Source organism: Lysobacter lycopersici (assembly GCF_007556775.1).
In the GTDB taxonomy this organism is placed as follows: domain Bacteria; phylum Pseudomonadota; class Gammaproteobacteria; order Xanthomonadales; family Xanthomonadaceae; genus Pseudoluteimonas; species Pseudoluteimonas lycopersici.
In genome coordinates, this window is the sequence record NZ_CP041742.1 from 2,529,124 (window position 1) to 2,546,436 (window position 17,313).

The 17,313-nt window shown below is 66.7% G+C and carries 18 protein-coding genes and 1 pseudogene; 11 read left to right on the forward strand and 8 right to left on the reverse strand.

What is annotated here, in order from left to right; all coding sequences use genetic code 11:
* Window positions 1-9: 9 nt before the first annotated feature.
* Entirely contained in the window at window positions 10-573 is a 564-nt protein-coding gene (gene ahpC, locus FNZ56_RS12465) for an alkyl hydroperoxide reductase subunit C (protein WP_143880147.1), read from the reverse strand.
* Window positions 574-748: 175 nt separating this feature from the next.
* On the opposite strand from ahpC, the gene prmC reads away from it, so the two are divergent.
* From prmC to FNZ56_RS12480, 3 genes are all read left to right on the forward strand, one after another.
* Window positions 749-1,582 carry a peptide chain release factor N(5)-glutamine methyltransferase gene (prmC, locus tag FNZ56_RS12470; RefSeq protein ID WP_143880148.1) on the forward strand — a complete coding sequence of 278 codons (834 nt, stop codon included), beginning with the start codon at window positions 749-751 and terminating at the stop codon, window positions 1,580-1,582.
* A gap of 125 nt (window positions 1,583-1,707) precedes the next feature.
* Window positions 1,708-2,652, forward strand: coding sequence for a prolyl aminopeptidase (pip, locus tag FNZ56_RS12475; protein WP_143880149.1), 945 nt, complete (start codon window positions 1,708-1,710; stop codon window positions 2,650-2,652).
* Between the two features lie 6 nt (window positions 2,653-2,658).
* Window positions 2,659-3,090, forward strand: coding sequence for a hypothetical protein (locus tag FNZ56_RS12480; RefSeq protein ID WP_143880150.1), 432 nt, complete (start codon window positions 2,659-2,661; stop codon window positions 3,088-3,090).
* Window positions 3,091-3,173: 83 nt separating this feature from the next.
* Here the strand turns inward: FNZ56_RS12480 and FNZ56_RS12485 are convergent, their stop codons facing one another.
* The 3 genes from FNZ56_RS12485 to FNZ56_RS12495 all read right to left on the reverse strand — a co-directional run bounded on the left by FNZ56_RS12485 (window position 3,174) and on the right by FNZ56_RS12495 (window position 5,396).
* Window positions 3,174-3,719 carry an NUDIX hydrolase gene (locus FNZ56_RS12485; protein WP_143880151.1) on the reverse strand — a complete coding sequence of 182 codons (546 nt, stop codon included), beginning with the start codon at window positions 3,717-3,719 and terminating at the stop codon, window positions 3,174-3,176.
* Window positions 3,720-3,816: 97 nt separating this feature from the next.
* On the reverse strand, window positions 3,817-4,719 hold the full coding sequence (locus FNZ56_RS12490; protein WP_143880152.1) for a 5'-3' exonuclease: 903 nt from the start codon (window positions 4,717-4,719) through the stop codon (window positions 3,817-3,819).
* A gap of 107 nt (window positions 4,720-4,826) precedes the next feature.
* Window positions 4,827-5,396 (reverse strand): nitroreductase family protein, encoded by a 570-nt coding sequence (locus FNZ56_RS12495; RefSeq protein WP_143880153.1) that lies wholly within the window; start codon window positions 5,394-5,396, stop codon window positions 4,827-4,829.
* A gap of 142 nt (window positions 5,397-5,538) precedes the next feature.
* On the opposite strand from FNZ56_RS12495, the gene FNZ56_RS12500 reads away from it, so the two are divergent.
* Both FNZ56_RS12500 and FNZ56_RS12505 read left to right on the forward strand, forming a co-directional pair.
* Window positions 5,539-7,656, forward strand: coding sequence for a DUF1631 family protein (locus FNZ56_RS12500; RefSeq protein WP_185970750.1), 2,118 nt, complete (start codon window positions 5,539-5,541; stop codon window positions 7,654-7,656).
* Between the two features lie 64 nt (window positions 7,657-7,720).
* Entirely contained in the window at window positions 7,721-8,833 is a 1,113-nt protein-coding gene (locus FNZ56_RS12505; RefSeq protein ID WP_143880155.1) for an NAD(P) transhydrogenase subunit alpha, read from the forward strand.
* A 3-nt stretch (window positions 8,834-8,836) separates the two neighbouring features.
* Here FNZ56_RS12505 and FNZ56_RS12510 read toward each other — a convergent pair whose 3' ends face one another.
* The 3 genes from FNZ56_RS12510 to FNZ56_RS12520 are packed head-to-tail and all read right to left on the reverse strand — an operon-like array spanning window position 8,837 to window position 10,294.
* Window positions 8,837-9,367, reverse strand: coding sequence for a DUF3106 domain-containing protein (locus FNZ56_RS12510; protein WP_143880156.1), 531 nt, complete (start codon window positions 9,365-9,367; stop codon window positions 8,837-8,839).
* A 4-nt stretch (window positions 9,368-9,371) separates the two neighbouring features.
* The gene (locus FNZ56_RS12515; RefSeq protein ID WP_143880157.1) at window positions 9,372-9,716 is read right to left on the reverse strand and encodes a hypothetical protein; all 345 of its coding nucleotides are present in this window, start codon (window positions 9,714-9,716) and stop codon (window positions 9,372-9,374) included.
* Window positions 9,713-10,294 carry an RNA polymerase sigma factor gene (locus FNZ56_RS12520; RefSeq protein ID WP_143880158.1) on the reverse strand — a complete coding sequence of 194 codons (582 nt, stop codon included), beginning with the start codon at window positions 10,292-10,294 and terminating at the stop codon, window positions 9,713-9,715. Before FNZ56_RS12520 ends, FNZ56_RS12515 begins: the two co-directional genes overlap by 4 nt.
* A 94-nt stretch (window positions 10,295-10,388) precedes the next feature.
* Between FNZ56_RS12520 and FNZ56_RS12525 the strand changes: the two genes are divergently transcribed.
* The 4 genes and pseudogenes from FNZ56_RS12525 (at window position 10,389) to FNZ56_RS12540 (ending at window position 13,373) form a co-directional block, all read left to right on the forward strand.
* Window positions 10,389-10,685: an NAD(P) transhydrogenase subunit alpha gene (locus FNZ56_RS12525; protein WP_143880159.1), complete on the forward strand. Its 297-nt coding sequence runs from the start codon at window positions 10,389-10,391 to the stop codon at window positions 10,683-10,685.
* Window positions 10,686-10,696: 11 nt separating this feature from the next.
* Window positions 10,697-12,070, forward strand: a pseudogene (locus tag FNZ56_RS12530) (NAD(P)(+) transhydrogenase (Re/Si-specific) subunit beta); the annotation flags it as partial.
* Window positions 12,071-12,151: 81 nt separating this feature from the next.
* Entirely contained in the window at window positions 12,152-12,718 is a 567-nt protein-coding gene (locus FNZ56_RS12535; protein WP_143880161.1) for a hypothetical protein, read from the forward strand.
* 109 nt (window positions 12,719-12,827) lie between these two features.
* Window positions 12,828-13,373 (forward strand): hypothetical protein, encoded by a 546-nt coding sequence (locus FNZ56_RS12540; RefSeq protein WP_143880162.1) that lies wholly within the window; start codon window positions 12,828-12,830, stop codon window positions 13,371-13,373.
* 28 nt (window positions 13,374-13,401) lie between these two features.
* On the opposite strand, the gene FNZ56_RS12545 is transcribed toward FNZ56_RS12540, so the two are convergent.
* Window positions 13,402-13,815 (reverse strand): hypothetical protein, encoded by a 414-nt coding sequence (locus FNZ56_RS12545; protein ID WP_246064620.1) that lies wholly within the window; start codon window positions 13,813-13,815, stop codon window positions 13,402-13,404.
* Window positions 13,816-13,893: 78 nt separating this feature from the next.
* On the opposite strand from FNZ56_RS12545, the gene sufT reads away from it, so the two are divergent.
* Window positions 13,894-14,451 carry a putative Fe-S cluster assembly protein SufT gene (gene sufT, locus FNZ56_RS12550; protein WP_143880163.1) on the forward strand — a complete coding sequence of 186 codons (558 nt, stop codon included), beginning with the start codon at window positions 13,894-13,896 and terminating at the stop codon, window positions 14,449-14,451.
* 367 nt (window positions 14,452-14,818) lie between these two features.
* Window positions 14,819-16,972 (forward strand): M4 family metallopeptidase, encoded by a 2,154-nt coding sequence (locus FNZ56_RS13030; RefSeq protein ID WP_455363792.1) that lies wholly within the window; start codon window positions 14,819-14,821, stop codon window positions 16,970-16,972.
* Window positions 16,973-17,313 lie beyond the last annotated feature (341 nt).

Below are 17,313 nucleotides of genomic sequence, written 5' to 3' on the forward strand. Positions count from 1 at the left end.
CGGGCGGGCTTAGATCTTGCCCACCAGGTCCAGCGAAGGCTTGATCGTCTTTTCGCCTTCCTTCCACTTCGCCGGGCACACTTCGCCCGGATGGCTGGCGACGAACTGCGCGGCCTTGAGCTTGCGCACGGTTTCGGTGACGTCGCGGGCGATGGCGTTGTCGTGGATTTCCAGCGTCTTGATCGTGCCGCTCGGGTCGATGACGAAGGTGCCGCGCAGGGCCAGGCCTTCCTCGGGGATCAGCACGTCGAACGCCTTGGACAGCGCGTGGGTCGGGTCGCCGACCAGCGCGAACTTGGCCTTGCCCACCGCCGGAGAGGTCTCGTGCCAGACCTTGTGCGAGAAATGGGTGTCGGTGGTGACGATGTAGACCTCGGCGCCGGCCTTCTGGAATTCGCCGTAGTGTTCGGCGGCGTCCTCGATTTCGGTCGGGCAATTGAAGGTGAAGGCGGCCGGCATGAAGATCACCACGGACCACTTGCCCTGCAGGTCCTTGTCGGTGACTTCGATGAACTTGCCGTCCTTGAACGCGTTGGCTTTGAACGGCTGGACCTGGGTATTGATCAGGGACATTTCGGAATCCTCTCGTGGGTGGGTGTGGATCGAACGAGCGCCAGCCTAGGCCGGTACCATCGATAATGAAAATCGATTGTTAGAATATGATCGATAGCTTATGGCTATCATAGTCTAGATGGTGGCCGGTTAGCCCGATGCCAAGCCCCGCGACCGCCGCCGCTACCATTTCCCCATGACCCCGGCTCCTTCCAACGTGGCGGCCCTGTTGGTGCAGGCCCGCCAGCGCCTCGACGCCGCCGATGCCGACCTGCTGCTCGCGCACGTGCTGGGGCGTTCGCGCACCTGGCTGCTGGTCCACGCCGACGATGCGATCGCAGCGGACGATGCCGCGCGCTACGAAGCGCTGGTCGAACGCCGCATATCCGGCGAACCCGTGGCCTACCTGACCGGTTCGCGCGGGTTCTGGACGCTGGACCTCGCGGTCACGCCGGCGACCCTGGTTCCGCGCCCGGAAACCGAACTGCTGGTGGAACTCGCGCTGGCGCGGATTCCGGTCGATGTCGAATTGCGCATCGCCGACCTCGGCACCGGCAGCGGCGCCATCGCGCTGGCGATTGCGAAGGAACGGCCGCGCGCCCATCTCCTCGCCACCGATGCCAGCGAAGCTGCGCTCGAAGTCGCACGCGGAAACGCGAAGCGCAACGGCATCGGCAATGTCGAATTCCGCCAAGGCGACTGGTTCGCGCCGCTGTCCGGCGAAACCTTCGACCTCATCGCCAGCAATCCGCCCTACATCGCGCTCGGCGATCCGCACCTGAGCGAAGGCGATCTGCGCTTCGAACCGCCGTCTGCGTTGTCGTCCGGCGTCGACGGACTCGACGCGATTCGCAGCATCGTTCGCCATGCGCCGGCGCATCTGTGTACAGGTGGATGGTTACTACTCGAACACGGGTGGGGGCAGGGCGAAGCGGTGCGCGTGCTGCTGCGCGAAGCGGGATTTGTCGAAATCGCGACCGAACGCGATCTCGAGGGTAGGGATCGGGTGACCTTGGGTCGTCAACCATAAAACCGTCGTTCCGGCGAAAGCCGGAATCCAGTTTTGTATTCGAGAAAGCAAGAGCTGGGTCCCGGCTTTCGCCGGGATGACGGGCAAAAGCTAGAATCCACGCATCCCCCAAATCTGGTTTCCTAATGCGCACGCTCTACCCAGAAATCGCACCGAACCGAACCGGCACGCTGCAGGTCGACGACCGCCATTCGCTGTACTGGGAGGAGTGCGGCAATCCTGACGGCAAGCCGGTGGTGATGCTGCACGGCGGACCCGGCGCGGGCTGCAGCGACAACATGCGCCGTTTCCACGATCCGGCGAAGTACCGCATCGTGCTGTTCGACCAGCGCGGCAGCGGGCGCAGCACGCCGCATGCGGATCTGGTCGACAACACCACCTGGAACCTCGTCGCCGATATCGAGAAGCTGCGCGAGCTGCTCGGCATCGAACGCTGGCAGGTGTTCGGCGGTTCGTGGGGTTCGACGCTCGCGCTCGCGTACGCGCAGACGCATCCGCAGCGCGTGACCGAACTGGTGCTGCGCGGCATCTTCATGCTGCGGCGCTGGGAACTGGAATGGTTCTACCAGGAAGGCACGTCCCGGCTTTTCCCGGATGCGTGGAAGCATTACGTCGAGCAGATCCCGCCGGAAGAGCGCGGCGACATGATCGCGGCCTACCATCGCCGCCTCACCAGCAGCGACGAAGCGGTGCAGCTCGCCGCTGCGCAGGCCTGGAGCATCTGGGAAGGCGGCACGAGCTACCTGCGCATCCCGGCCGATTACGCGACCAGCCACGGCGATCCGCGTTTTGCGCTGGCGTTCGCGGGGATCGAGAACCATTACTTCGTCAACAAGGGTTTCTTCGACGCGGACGATCAGTTGCTGCGCGACGTGCCGAAGATGGCGCACATCCCCGGCGTGATCGTGCACGGCCGCTACGACGTGGTGTGCCCGGTGCAGAGCGCGTTCGACCTGCACGCGGCGTGGCCGAAGTCCGAACTCCACGTCAGCCCGGAAGCAGGCCACTCCGCGTTCGAGCCGCAGAACATCGATGCGCTGGTGCGTGCGACGGATGGGTTTGCGGGATAGCGCTGAATGAAAAAGCGGACGTCAAGATGGCTTTTGGCGATAGCGGTTGTTCTGGCTATCCCGTTGGTTGCCATCGCCGCTTTCTGGTTTGTATCGTTTGGTTCGTGTGGCTCGAATGAAGAGGCCGTTTCAATGGCGCGTGGACTGTCGCAACAGCGATTGACGCGGCTTTTCGACGATATGCGGGCAATGAGTCGATCTCAAGGACTGGCCCCTCGTTTCCTGATCTTCGAAGATGGAAGGAAGGTTCCACCTTCCATCGCCGATTTGCACCCACGCGGACTGACCCTGAGGGATGGAGTGGCGATCATTCATTTGTCTGGATGCGTGGACGACAAGGTTTCCTTGCGCATCGGGCCCGATTCGAAGGGCAAGGGAGGGATTTCCCTTGAGCCGGCTGAGGCGAAGGATCCCGTCGTTCTGTGGACCGAGAAATGATCGTGATTCGTCAAAAAGCATTAGACGCGGGATTGGACAGCCATTCGGCTGTCGGAAGCGACCCGCTTTCGCGGGAATGACGGCTAGTCGTCGAGCCGCGTTCCGTCCGGGTTGTGTTCCAGCATCCACAATCCCGCCCAGAGCTTGAGGTCGAGTTCGTAACCTTCCGCCTGCTTTCGCATCAGCCACGCCGGCGCTTCTGCGCGCGGCACCGCGTGCACCACGATGTCCTCATTGTCCACGCCGCCGCCGTCGCCGACTTTCTTCAAGTTGCGCGCACGCACGAAGGCGATGCGCTCGTTGCTCATGCCCGATGACGTCGGGCCGACCAGCAGCACGTCGACTTCGCCCGGTTCCCAGCCGGTTTCCTCGATCAGTTCGCGCCGCGCCGCGGCTTCGAGCGTGTCGTGGGCGTGGTCGTCACCGACCAGCCCGGCCGGCATCTCGATCGTGCGCGCGCCCAGCGGCACGCGGTACTGCTCGACGAACAGCACCTCGTCGGCGGGCGTGGCCGCGATCACGATCACCGCCATGCCCTGGCCATGGGTGCGCTCGCAAGATTCCCAGTGGCCGATGCGGACCAGCCGCAGCCAGTCGCCTTCGTACAGCGTGTGCTTTTCGTCGCCCATGGTTGAATGCTAACGCAGGCGGATTGCAGTCGCCGCTTTTGTGGGAGGGGCTTCAGCCCCGAAACGCGATCTTTTGGTCGCGCCCAAATGGGCGCTCCTACGGGGGCGGTTTCGCCGCTTCGACGAGACGCTTGCGGGTCGTGTTGCCGAAGCCCACGCCCTCGACCAGCACGTCCAGCATCGCCGGGTCGGCTTTGCCGCGAGCGAACGGCGCCGCACCTTCGGGTAGCGGTGCGTCCAGCGCGATGGTAGTGAGCTGGCGCCAGAGCAGGGCGTGTTCGCGTTGTTCGCGCAGGCGCACGGCCATCTGCGCCGCGCCGCGGATGCGCAGGAACGCGACTTCCTCGTTGCGTTCGAGCAGGGCGTCCAGCGTGTCGAAATGCGCCAGCAGCACCGCCGCGGATTTCGCGCCAATGCCGGTGATGCCGGGGATGTTGTCGACCGCGTCGCCGCACAGCGCAAGGTAATCGGCGATCTGCTCGGCGCGCACGCCGTGTCGCGCCTTGACCCCGTCGCGTCCCCAGCGTCCGCGGCCCGGGTCGTACTGTTCGTCGTGCTCGCCGAGCAACTGCGACAGGTCCTTGTCGGCGGACACGATCACGCCGCGGAAACCATCGCCGCGCACCGCGTGCAGCGCGCTGCCGATCAGGTCGTCGGCTTCGTATTCGGAATGCGCCAGGGTCGCGAGGCCGAGCGCCTGGCACAGCGCCTTGCAGTAGCCGAACTGGCGCTTGAGCTCGTCCGGCGCCGGCGGGCGGTTGGCCTTGTACTGTGGATACAGCGCGTTGCGGAAGCAGGAATCGAGCGCTTCGTCGAAGGCGATGGCGATGTGCTTCGGGCGTTCGCGTTCGAGCAGTTCCAGCAGGAAGCGCGCGAAACCGTGCACCGCGTTGACCGGCCAGCCGTCGGCGTCGTGCCACTGGTCGGGCATGGAATGCCAAGCGCGGAACACGAACAGCGAGGCATCGACGAGATGGAGCGTTTTCGGAGCGGGGGTCATGCGGGCATTGTAGGAGCGGCTTTTGTGGGAGCGGTTTTAGCCGCGACAGAACTTGCGAACAAGCGTCGCGGCTAAAGCCGCTCCCACAGTTGCGCTCGAGTGCGCTCCTACAGTCGCAGGTCGCTGAGCAACGCGGCAGGATCGGGGCGGTCGCGTTCCGGAGCTTCGGCCTGCGCCGTGCCGATGTGGATGAAGCCGGCGACGCATTCGTCTTCGCCCACGCCGAGCGTGCGCAGGATTCCGCGATCGTAGGCCGGCCAGCCGGTCAGCCATTGCGCGCCGTAACCGAGGGCCTGCGCCGCCTGCAGCAGGGCGAAACAGACGCAGGACGCGGTGGAAAAGCGTTCCGAGGCCGGGATCTTCGCGTCCTCGCCCTGCCGTGCGATCACCACGACGATCAGCGGCGCGCGCTGGAAGCGCATGCGGTCCTTTTCCAGCGCCGCTTCGCCGATGTCCGGGTGGATCTCCCGCGAGCGTTCGACGATGCGTGCGGACAGCGCGATGCGCGCCTCGCCTTCGATCCGCAGGAATCGGAACGGCACGCGCTTGCCGTGGTCGGGAACACGCGAGGCCGAGTGCAGCATGCGCAGCAGGGCATCGTGGCCGGGGGCGGGTCCGGCCAGTTGCGAGGCCGGGACCGAGCGGCGCGAATCGAGGAAGGCGAGGGGGGCGTCCATGGCTTGAGGATGGCACGGAAGCGTGGCCTGATCACGAAACGGGAGCGTAGTCACATATCGACGCGACAGGGCTGGACGTGACGCAGGGCGGCACTATCCTGCCGTGAAGGCGCATTCCCCCACGTCTCCAAGGCGGACACCCGTGAGCAACCATCCGCTCGGTCTCGAACTGGTCGGCAACCATGAGCGACTGCGTCTCCTCGACGAGTTGAAGCGCATCGCCGTGGAACAGCTCGGCAACCTGCCGGGCCAGTTGTTCGCGCCGATCGAAACCCGACTGCAGGAATCGATCCGCCAGGGCGGCGGCGCGCAGGAACGCGTGGACCTGGCTGCATTGCTCGCGCTGCGCGCGCGCGGCGCGGGTTTCGTGATGCGCTATCGCGAACTGCTGGCGCGCAACTTCGACGACCTGCGCAATCGCGCCGGACGCGACGCGCACGTGGCCGCGATGGGCCTGGTGGAGGAATCCGACCTCGATTTCCACGTCGCCGGGCAGCAGGTGGCCGATGCGGTCGCGCGCCAATTCTCGCGCCCGCTCGAGCTGCTGGAACAGCGCTTCGAATTGCTGTGCGTGAGCATCGGTGCGCCGAACCCGGCGAACCCGATCGGCGCGGTGCGCCTGGTCGGCGCCTTCCAGCAGGCCTTCGCCGGGACCGACCTGTCCGAGAGCCTGCGGCGCCTGCTGTTCGACGAATACCAGCGTGCGTTGCTCGACTATCTCGGCGATCTGTACGCCAGGCTCAACGGCCTGATGGCGCAGGACGGGCTGGTGCTCGATCCGCGCCGGCACGCGACGCAGCCGCAGTCGCAGCCGCCGAAGATCCCGGCCGACATCGAAACCTTCCGCGCGCCGGCGGAGACGCGGGTGGAATTCCAGCGCCTGCGCGAACTGCTGCATGCCTGGCGCGGCGAATCCTCCGCACCGCCGCCGCTGCTGCCGTTCGGCGTGCGCGAATTCCAGGTCGAGGAGCTGGTGGGCATCGCGGCGATCGTGCAACGCGACGTGGTGCCGGGCTTCGCGCAATCGCTGTCGGGCCATGGCCGCCTCGACGAAGCGATCCGCGCGCACCTGTCCACCGCGGCGCTGAGCTTCGGCATCAACCCGGAATCGACGCGCTTCTCGCGCCGCGAACAGGACGCGATCGACCTGGTCTCGCTGCTGTTCACTTCGCTCGTCAGCAGCCATGCCTTGCCCGATCGCGGCCGGCAGTTGCTGTCGCGGCTGGTGATCGCCTACGTCCGGGTCGCGTTCCAGGACGAATTGCTGTTCATGCAGCCCGGGCACCCCGCGCGGCGCCTGCTCGATGCGCTCGCGCTCAGCTGCGAGAGCAACGACGGTGCCTCGCCGCAGGACCGCGCATTGCTCGATCGCGCCAGCGAGCTGGTGATGCGCGTGGTCGCGGACTACAACGAGGACCTCGCGGTGTTCTCGCTCGCCGCCGACGAACTCGAAGGCATGCTGCAACAGCAGCGCAGCCGCGCCGAAGTCGCCGAACGCCGCACCGCCGAGGCCATGCACGGCCGCGAACGCCTGCAACAGGCGCGCGGCCTGGCCGCCGAAGCGCTGGACTCCGCGATCGCCGGCCGGGCGCTCACGCGGGAAGTCGCCGGGTTCCTGTCCGAACCCTGGCTGCACCACGCGGTGCAGGTGTTGCTGCGCGATGGCCAGCAATCTTCGCGGCACGTGCAGGTGGTGGCGCTCGCGCGCACGCTGGTCGCGCTCGATGGCGCCGCGGGGCGCGGTGTCGGCGGCCCGGTCGCCAAGGGCCTCGTCAACCTCGAGGAAGCGCTGGCGCAGTGCGCGCACAGCTCCGGCCTCGATCCACGCGCGGCGGAGGAATGGCTGGCCGGGTTCGCCCGCGCCATGGCGTTCCCCGATGTCGCGCGCGCCCAGGCCGAAGTCCCGCAGGTTGCGGCCGAGGACGGCGACGACGACGGCACGCTGCGCCTGGTCGGCGGTACCGACACGCTGGCCTACGACGCGGCCGTCGCGGCGATGATGCGCGAGCTCGAGCCGGGTGCCTGGCTGCGCCTGGTCGACGAGTCCGGCAAGGAAGCCTCGGTCAAGCTCGCGTGGATCTCGCCGCTCACGGGTCGCCGGTTGCTGGTGGATCGCCGCGGCTTGCGCCAGCTCGTCGCTTCGCCCGAACAGATGGCCGCGCTCGCCGCCGAAGGCCGCCTGGCGCTGACCGCCACGGCATCGCCGTTCGACGAGGCGATGCGCGCGGTGCGCCGGCAGCTTGCCGCCGCGGCAGCCTGACGCCGGCAGCGCAGCTTTCGCGCGCATTGGTTAGGATGCGGCGTACACCGCCGCGGAGCCGTGCATGGCCTTCATCCTGGGAGTGGCGCGCGAACGCGCCGATGGCGAACGACGCCTGGCGTTGACGCCCGAGACCTGCAAGAAATTGGTCGCCGCCGGCGCGCAGGTGCGGGTCGAACGCGACGCCGGCACGGGCATCGGCGTCACCGACGAGGCCTTCGCCGAAGCTGGTGCGCAACTGGTGGGCGACGCGAACGCCGCGCTCGGCGATGCCGACGTGGTGCTGTGCGTGCAACCGCCTTCGGCCGAAGCCATCGCCGCGATGAAGCAGGGCGCGGTGCTGGTCGGTTCGCTGCAACCGGAAAGCGACCCGGCGCGCGCCGAAGCGCTGCGCGCACGCGGCATCGTCGCGTTCCCGCTGGAAAAACTGCCGCGCACCACCCGCGCGCAGGCGATGGACGTGCTGAGCTCGCAGGCCGGCATGGCCGGCTACAAGGCGATGCTGATCGCCGCGCAACTCGCGCCGCGTTTCTTCCCCATGCTCACCACCGCGGCCGGCACGATCCGTCCGTCGAAGGTGCTGGTGGTCGGCGCCGGCGTCGCCGGGCTGCAGGCGATCGCGACGGCGAAACGCCTCGGTGCGCAGGTCGAGGGCTTCGACGTGCGTCCGGAAACGCGCGAACAGATCGAATCGCTGGGCGGCAAGTTCCTCGACCTCGGCGTCAGCGCCGCGGGCGAGGGCGGCTACGCGCGCCAGCTCACCGACGAGGAACGCGCCGAACAGCAGCGCCGCCTCGGCGAACACCTGAAGAACGTCGACGTGATCGTTTGCACCGCGGCGGTACCGGGGCGTCCGGCGCCGAAGATCGTCAGCGCGGCGATGGTGGCCGGCATGAAGCCGGGCAGCACCATCGTCGACCTTGCCGCGGAGACCGGCGGCAATTGCGAATTGACGAAACCGGGCGAAACCATCAATGCGAACGGCGTCACCATCGCCGGGCCGCTGAACCTCGCCTCGATGGGCGCGTTCCACGCCAGCGAGATGTACGCGCGCAACGCGTTCAACTTCGTCTCGCTGTTGCTGAAGGACGGCGCGCTGGCATTCGACTGGGACGACGAACTGCTGGCGAAGACGGTGTGGCCGCCGCGCCCACAGCCGGAAACCGCCGCGGCCTGAACCTCAGTCGTCGTCCGGCCCGTGGTCGTCGGGTCCTGGGCCCGGGCCATGCTTCGGACCGGGTCCGCGACGTGGCGGTTCGTGCGCATCCACCCAGGCATCGCGCTGCGCCGGCGTCATCGCCTTCCATTGCTGCAACAGCGCCTTGCGCCCGGCCGCATCCAGCGGCAGCAGGGCGCGGAACAGCGCGAACGTCTCGCGGCGTTGTTGCGGCGGCATGTCGCGGGTCTTTTCGAACAGCACCTGCATCTGCGCGCGTTTGGCCGGATCCATGCGTTCCCAGCGGCGCATCCCGCGTTCGGCGTCCTTGCGGTCGGCGGGCGACATCGAACGCCAGCGTTGCGCGCGTTCGAGCATGTGCGCGCGGTCTTCGGGCGAACGGTTCCAGCGGTCGCGCAGCGGCGCGACCAGTTCGGCGCGCTGGGCGTCGCTGAGCTGATCCCATGCGGGCAGGTTGGCGGAGGGCGCTTGCTGCGCGTTCGCCGACAACGCGGCCGACAGCAGCACGATGGGGAGCAGGCGGATCGCGTTCATCGATTCACTCCATCGCCAGTTGTTCGGCATCGGGCGATGCCAGCCAGGCGTAGAAATCGGGGCTGCGGTCGAGCGGCGCGGTCAGGGCGACGTCGCCGGTGGTCGCGATGGTGTTGTTCGTCGCAGCCGCGGACGTCGCGCCCGGCGTGCCCACGGCATGCGGGCGCAGGCCGATCGCGATCGCGAGCACGGCCGCAGCCGCGAACGCCGCGCCCAGCGGCCAGCGCGTGGTCGCGCGTCGTTCCGGTTTGACGGGGCGCAGGCGCCAGGCGAGCGCAGACGGCACGGCATCGACCGCGGTTCGCCAGGTTTCGCGCAGGCGGGTATCGAATGCGTCGTCGTGGTTCATTGCCAGTCCTCCAGTTGCTTGCGCAGCGCCTCGCGGGCGCGCGACAGGTGCGTCTTCACCGAGCCTTCGCTGCAGTCCATGGCACGCGCGGTATCGGCCACGTCCAGTTCCTCGAGCACGCGCAGGGTGAAGGCCTCGCGCTGCCGCCGCGGCAGGGCACGCAGGGCGGCCGCGAGTTTCGTCCATGCTTCGCGCCCGTCGTGCTCGCGTTGCGGATCGGGCGAGGGATCCCTCCAGTCGCCGGCCTGCGCTTCGTCCTGCGGGTCGCAGTGGTCGAGCCAGCCGAAGCGGAAGGTCCGCCGCCGCTGCGCATCGATGATGCGGCTGCGCAGGATGCTCCAGAACAGCGGCGTCCATTCCCCGGCCGGGCGTTCGCGGTAGCCGAGCATCTTCAGCATCGCTTCCTGCACCACGTCCAGTGCGTCCTCGCGGTGGCGCAACCCGGCCTCCGCGAAGCGGAAGGCGCGCGGGCCGATGGCGGCCAGGAACGCGTCGAGCGTCTGCGGTTCGCGCAAGCGGGGCGGTTCCTGGCCGGGGTCGGGGTCCACGGGCGCAAGCTTAGCGGTGGCGAGCAGCATGTCGGGGTAACGCGCCGGCCGGCCGGCGGTTGACGCGGCCCGGCCGCGTCCGCGGCGCGGTTATGATGCGGACGACTCCGGGGAGGCGATGGCGATGGGCGACGGTTTCGTGGCGCTGTACATCTTCATGCTGGCGGCCATCGCCGGCCACGTGATCATCTCGCGAGTGCCGGTGATCCTGCACACGCCGCTGATGTCGGGTTCCAACTTCATCCACGGCATCGTCCTCATCGGCGCGATGGTCGTGCTCGGCCATGCCGACACCGTGCTGGAACAGGCCATCGGCTTCGTCGCGGTGCTGCTCGGCGCGGGCAACGCCGCCGGCGGCTATGTCGTGACCGAACGCATGCTGGAGATGTTCAAGTCCTCGAAGAAGGAGGGTGCGAAGTGAGCATCCTCGCCCTGGTCAAGCTCAGCTACTTCGTCGCCGCGACGCTGTTCCTGCTCGGCCTGCAGCGCATGGCATCGCCCAAGACCGCGCGCAGCGGCATCCAGTGGGCCGGCGTCGGCATGCTGATCGCCACCGCGGCCACGTTCTTCCTGCCGGGCCTGCACAACATCGCGTTGATGCTGGTCGCCATCGTGATTGGCGTCGGCTTGAACTGGGCCTGGGGCCGCAAGGTCGCGATCACCGACATGCCGCAGATGGTGGCGCTGTTCAATGGCATGGGCGGCGGTTCCGCGGCGGCGATCGGCGCGGTGGAACTGGTGAAGTTCTCCGGCGGCGAACCGGTGCCGTCGCGACTCGCGCTCGTCCTCGCCGTCATCGGGGCATTGATCGGCGCAGTGTCGCTGACCGGCTCGATCATCGCCTGGGCCAAGCTCGACGGGCGCATGGACAAGCGCTACACCTTCCCGGGCCAGCAGTGGTTCAACGCGCTGGTGTTCGCCGCCGCCGTGGTCTGCGGCGCAATGGCGATTTACACGCTCGCGATGCCGTGGATCGTCGCGTTCTTCGTCATCGCGCTGCTGCTCGGCGTGCTCATGACCCTGCCCATCGGCGGCGCGGACATGCCCGTCGTCATCTCGCTGTACAACGCCTTCACCGGGCTCGCAGTCGCGTTCGAAGGCTACGTGCTCGGCAACGAGGCCCTGATCATCGCCGGCACCATGGTCGGCGCGGCCGGCATGTTGCTGACGCGCCTCATGGCCAAGGCGATGAACCGTTCGATCAAGAACGTGCTGTTCTCGAACTTCGGCGGCGGCGGCGCTGCGGCGCAGGACATCGCCGGTTCGATGAAGCCGATCGAGGCCGCCGACGTCGCGGCGATGATGGCCTACGCCGAACGCGTGGTGATCGTGCCCGGCTACGGCATGGCCGTGGCGCAGGCGCAGCACAAGATCTGGGAACTGACGCAGCGCTTGATGGATCGCGGGGTGAAGGTGAAGTTCGCCATCCACCCGGTCGCCGGGCGCATGCCCGGGCACATGAACGTGCTGCTGGCCGAAGCCGGCGTGCCCTATGACCTGATCGCCGACATGGACGACATCAACCCGGAATTCCCCAACACCGACGTGTCGCTGGTGATCGGCGCGAACGACGTGGTGAATCCGGTGGCGAAGACCGATCCGGGTTCGCCGATCTACGGCATGCCGATCCTCGACGTGGTCAATTCGAAGAACACCATCGTCATCAAGCGCGGCAAGGGCACCGGCTTCGCCGGCATCGAGAACGCGCTGTTTTACGCCGACAACACCCGCATGCTCTACGGCGACGGCGCCGAAATGGCGAGCGCGCTCGTCAGCGAACTGAAGGCACTCGACGGCGGGCATTGAGGCTGGCCGATTCCCGCAGCAGCTCGCGTTCTGGCTTCCATGGCACGGGCAATCCGGTCCGTGCGATTCCAGGAGCAAACCATGGATCGTGTTTCCACAGCCATCGCCGTCCTCGCGGCCGCGATCGGACTCGCGTTCAGCCAATCGGCTGGGGCAGAGACCCAAAATCGCACCCAGATCCGGACTGGCGCGGACATGTGCTCGCTGAGCATTCCGACCACGGATACCAAGGTGCGGCCAAAAGCCACCGGGTTCAGGAACGAAGGCACGACCAATGCCTTCGTCATCTGCACGTTCGATACCCCTCCCGGCGGATACAGCACCACCAACAATTTCACGTATGCCGGAGTAGTGCTCAAATCGATGGATGGCGCCGATCACGACGTGACGTGCACGGGCGTGAATTCAGTTGCGGATGCCGGGGGCGTGGGCGTGTCGGAGCCGCAGTACGTGGCGAAGACCGTCACCGTCAACGATGAGGGCGAAAGCGGGCCGCTCGGCGTTGGGGTTCAGTGGGAGCCGGAGGACTTCGGGTCAACGGGCACCATCCCCGATTCGAGCGGGTTGTTCTCGGTCACCTGCATCCTGCCGCCGCAGGTGTCGATCAAGTATGGCGGTGCCGGGAGCGAAGAGGACGTGGGCAACTGACCGCCATGCCGGATCGTGCCGGCATGCGCGATTGGCCGGTTGGGGCGCAATTCTGCGTTCACCTTCGTCTGCATGGGCAATTTGGCCTTGCGAAACACAGGAGGCGCGGATGAACCGGATGATGCCCTGCATTTTCCTGCTGGCGACTGCCGGCGGGTTCGCGATGGCGCCGCCGGCCGGCGCGGTCACCTCCACGCGGTACCAGGTCCAGACCGGCGCGAACATGTGCACGCTCAGCGTGCCCACCACGGACACCAAGGTCCGGCCGAGGGCGACCGGATACAACAACGAAGGCGCGACCAGCGCCTTCGTGATCTGTTCATTCGATCCACCCCCCGGCGCGCAGTACGGCGTCGCCACCGAATTCAAGGATGCTTACCTGTACCTTGTGTCGCTCGATGGCATGGTGCGCGATGTCACCTGCACGGGGGTCAATTCGATAAAAACCAGCGGTCTCGTTCCGCAATTCGTGCCCAAGACGCTTTCCGTTTCGTCGACGACCACCGAGACGGCATTCGCCTGGCTTCCCGCGGATTTCGATGGAACGAGCACCATCCCGTATTCGGGAGGCGCATTCTCGGTGACCTGCATACTTCCGCCGCAAACCTCAATCGAGTTCGGCGGGGCGCACAGCGACGAGTACGTGGGCAGTTGACGGGCTGGCCTGGCCGACGATCCCGGCCTCAGCGCCCCGCGATCGCGGCGAGCAACAAAGCCGCCGCGATCCACGCAAGGTCGACGGGGCGGTTGGCGAGGCTTGCCAGCGTCCACGCGTAATCGGGACCGAGGCGCAGGCTCGAAGCCCAAGGCATCAACCCCAGGCTGCGGCCGACCTGGCCGGCGGCGATCCACCAGTTGGCGAGGGCGATGGCGAACGCGGTCGCCGCCATCGCCGCGCAGGCGCGCGACGTGCCCGCGCGGGCGCCGGTGATGCGGAGGACGATGGCCGCATCCAGCGCCGCGACCAGCGCCATCCAGCTGCATTGGCGCCCCGTGACCAACGCGACCAGCGCCCAGGCCGCGGCGATGCCCGCGCTTGCGAGCAGCAACAGGGCGATGGCGGGGAAGGGGAGTCGTCGCGCGGCGGGAACTGGCATCGTCCGTACAGGATAGCGTCGGCGCGCGGCTAAAATACGCGCCTTGGCGTCGCGCACGCCCGTCCCCATCTTCCACGCATGTATTCCCGCAGCAGCGAACCGGTGCGCTTCGAGCGCGACTGCACCGCAGTCATGGTGCCCCAGGGCGAAACCGTGACCTTGCCGGCCGGCAGCATCGGCTACATCACCCAGGCGCTGGGCGGAAGCTGGACCGTGTTCGTCGAAGGCAACCTGTTCCGCATCGCGGGCAAGGATGCCGATGCCATCGACAAGGAGCCGCCGGCTGAAATCGAATTGGCGGAGGGCGCCGGCGACGAAGACGTCGAGAAGCTGGTGTGGAAGCAGCTTCGCACCTGCTTCGATCCCGAGATCCCGATCAACGTCGTCGACCTCGGCCTGGTATACGAAGCCGAGGTGAAGCCGCATCCGGAGCAAGCGGGGCAGCGACTGGTCGAAGTGCGCATGACCCTCACCGCGCCCGGTTGCGGCATGGGCGAAATCCTCGTCGACGACGTGCGCAGCAAGCTGGAACTCATTCCCACCGTCGCCGAAGCCGATGTCGAACTCGTCTTCGACCCGCCGTGGACGCGCGACATGATGTCCGAGGCCGCGCGGTTGGAAACGGGGATGTTCTGACGCCTTGGAGCGCCTGCACGGCGCCCTTTCCGGGATTCGCGCAGTTTCCCAACGCGAGGCATCCCGGATTTCGCCCCGGATGCCCGCCAAGCCATTGATTCGGCGGGCGTCCCGCCAATTTGCTGCATCGCAGCTTGTGACTATCGGCCTAGCCCCATAGGGTCAGGAACGGACGCTGTGCGTCAGGCGTTCACCCTCCGCTTTTCCCCGATACCGGACCCGTCTGGGTCAGGACAGGGAAGAGCGTTGCATACAACCCACCCATCACACTTCGGGGGAAGTCCAGATGTCGCATCACATGCTTTCGAGCGCGCGTCCCTGCACGCTTGCCGTTGCCGTGACCCTTGCCTGCCTCGCGCCCGCCGCGATGGCGGCCGGTCGCCAGGACATGCATCAGGCCAACCTGGCCCAATTGCAGGCGCATTACTCGAGCCTGGTGGCGAGCAAGGGCGTGTCGTCGATGGCGCACACGCGCCATGAACAGCTGATCGGCGCAGATGCCGAGACCCGGCTGGTCTTGCTCCAGCGCAATACCGATCACGGCGTGCGCAACACGCGCTACCAGCAGACCTTCCGTGGCCTCCCGATCTTCGGCGAAAGCATCGTCGTGAGCGAGGATGCGGCCAGCGGCAAGCTGCGCACCCTGTTCGGCCGGCAGGTGACCGGTCTTTCGGCCGAGATCGCGGATGCACCGTCCAAGGTGTTCAAGGGCCAGGCCCTCGGTATCGCCAAGCAGGCCGCGCTGGGCACCCGGTTGGGCGCGATGCGGACGAGCAACGAGAAGTCGGAATTGATGATCTACGTCGACGACGCGGGCCACGCGCACAAGGCGTACGTCGTCAACTTCTTCGCCGATGCCGCCACCGGCGGCAAGCCGACCCGTCCCTTCGTCATCGTCGACGCGAACAGCGGCAAGGTGTTGAAGCAGTGGGAGGGCCTGACCACGGCGCTGATCGGCACCGGCCCCGGCGGCAATGCCAAGACCGGCCAGTACGAATGGGGTTCGGGCGGCATCTACGGCTACATGGACGTGACCCAGTCCGGCACCACTTGCACGATGAACAACACCAACGTGCGCGGCGTCAACCTCAACGGCAGCACCGGCAGCAGCACCACGGCGTATTCGTACACCTGCCCGCGCAACACCTACAAGACCATCAACGGCGGATACTCGCCGATCAACGATGCGTTCTACTTCGGCGGTCTGATCACCGGCATGTACCCGGCGTATACCGGCTACAACGCGCTGAGCTTCCAGCTGATCATGCGCGTGCACTACAGCACCAACTACGAGAACGCGTTCTGGAACGGCTCGAACATGTCGTTCGGCGACGGCAAGAACACGTTCTACCCGCTGGTGAGCGCCGACGTTGCCGGCCACGAGGTCTCGCACGGATTCACCGAGCAGCACTCGAACCTGACCTATTCCGGCCAGTCCGGCGGCATGAACGAGGCGTTCTCGGACATGGGTGGCGAGGCGACCGAGTACTACTGGAAGGGCAGCAACGACTTCCTGGTGGGCCAGGAAATCTTCAAGTCGAGCGGCGCGCTGCGCTACATGTGCAACCCGACCCAGGATGGCGGTTCGATCGACAATGCCTCCGACTACACCTCGGGCATGGATCCGCACTACTCGTCGGGCGTGTACAACAAGATGTTCTGCACCCTGGCCAAGACCTCGGGCTGGGGCACGCCGACGGCCTTCAAGGTCATGGCGCGCGCGAACGCGAACTACTGGACCGCGAGCAGCACGTATGCCTCGGGCGCCTGCGGCGTCATCACCGCGGCATCCGACCTGGGCCTGAGCACTGCCGACGTGGCGGCGGCATTCACCGCGGTCGGCGTCAGCACCAGCAGTTGCAGTGGCGGCGGTGGCGGCGGTGGCGGCGGCACCACGGCGTTGACCAAGGGCGTTGCTGTCACGGGCCAATCGGCCAGCACCGGTAGTTCGCTGAATTACTCGCTGGTGGTGCCTGCCGGGGCTTCCAACCTGACCTTCACCATGTCCGGTGGTTCGGGTGACGCCGACCTGTACGTGAAGTTCGGCAGCGCGCCGACCGACTCCTCGTACGACTGTCGTCCGTACAAGAGCGGCAACAGCGAAAGCTGTTCGTTCACCTCGCCGTCGGCCGGCACCTACTACGTGCGGATCAAGGCGTACTCGTCGTTCTCGGGCCTGAGCATCGTCGGCGATTACAGCACTGGCGGCGGCGGTGGCGGTGGCGGTACCACGACAGTGAACCTGCCGTCCGTCTCAACCGGCAATTGGTCTTCGCAGTACACGCTGTCGGTCGCCGCCGGCAAGACGGCCACCATCGCCATCTCGGGCGGGACCGGCGATGCCGACCTGTACGTGAGGGCGGGTAGCGCCCCCACCACGAGCAGCTACACCTGCCGTCCGTACAAGACCGGTAATGCCGAGAGCTGCTCGCTCACGCCGACCACCGCCACCACCTACTACATCAAGGTGCGTGCGTACTCTTCCTACTCGGGCGTGACCCTGACCTACGGCACCAACTGATCGATCCCTCCATCATTGCTGTACTTCGGACCCCGGCTTCGGCCGGGGTCTTTTTTGCGGTGGCGGTAAAGTTAAGCGGAAAGAACCCGCCGGATCGATTCCGGATTGGCGCACCCCGGGAAATGAATGCGCAGTAAACCGGAACCGTGATGATTCGCAAGTTATTGATTTGACGGACATCCCAAATTTTTGTTGCAGTGCAACTTGAGACAGGGTGGGGCGCCCTTTAGCGTCAGTTACGGACGTTCTAGGTCAGCGTTCACCCCGCATTTCCTTCGTGCTGTCGACCCGCATGGGTCGTGGCGTGGGGGAACTCGTTTTCAAACAAACCACTTAATTCC